Origin of the sequence: Methylobacterium sp. WL103, assembly GCF_008039885.1 — a bacterium.
GTDB classification, from domain to species: Bacteria; Pseudomonadota; Alphaproteobacteria; order Rhizobiales; family Beijerinckiaceae; genus Methylobacterium; species Methylobacterium cerastii.
Window position 1 is genome coordinate 1 of sequence record NZ_VRUX01001127.1, and the last position, 743, is coordinate 743.

General features: G+C 71.3%; 1 protein-coding gene. It reads right to left on the reverse strand.

Annotation, left to right across the window (positions count from 1 at the left end; all coding sequences use genetic code 11):
- On the reverse strand, positions 1-743 hold a 743-nt coding region (locus FV222_RS28210), incomplete at its 3' end, for an IS66 family transposase (RefSeq protein ID WP_147816422.1).

Here is a 743-nt window from a genome sequence, read left to right on the forward strand (position 1 = left end):
CCGGTCTTGGTGCGCCCGCGCCCGGGATCGAGCACGGGCGCCGTGGTCTCGTCGGCAAACAGCTTGCCCGAGCGCTTCAGCGTCTCCAGCAACCGCTCGTGCACCGGCCGAAGCAGGAAGGCGGCGCGCCCGACCCAGTCGGCGAGCGTCGAACGGTCGAGGACGACGCCCTGGCGGGCGAAGATCTGCGCCTGGCGATAGAGTGGCAGGTGGTCGGCGTATTTGGAAACAAGCACCTGAGCGACCAGCGCGTCGGTGGGCAGACCGCCCTCGATCAGCCGCGCCGGGGCCGGGGCCTGCACGAACGCGTCCTCGCAGGCTCTGCAGGCGTAGCGCGGGCGGCGGATCACCAAAACCCGGAACTGCGCCGGCACCACGTCGAGGCGCTCGGATACGTCCTCGCCGATCCGGTGCAGGGCGCCCGAGCAGCACGGGCAGGCGGTACTGTCGATGTCGACGAGGGTCTCGACCCGCGGCAGATGAGCTGGGAGCGCCCCGCGGTTGGTGCGACGTTTGCCGACCCGGACCGCCTTCTTGGCCGGTTCGGCCTCCTGGGCGGCAAAGCCCGCGGCCTCGACCTGCTCGGCCTCTTCCAACCCGAGCAGGAGCTGGTCCTCGGGCAGGCTCTCGGCCCGGCGTCCGAAGCGGTGGCGCTGCATCGCCAGGATGATCTGGCGCAGCCGCTCGTTCTCGGCCTGCGCCTCGACGAGCTGCGCCTTGAGCGTCTCGGGATCGTCGGACAG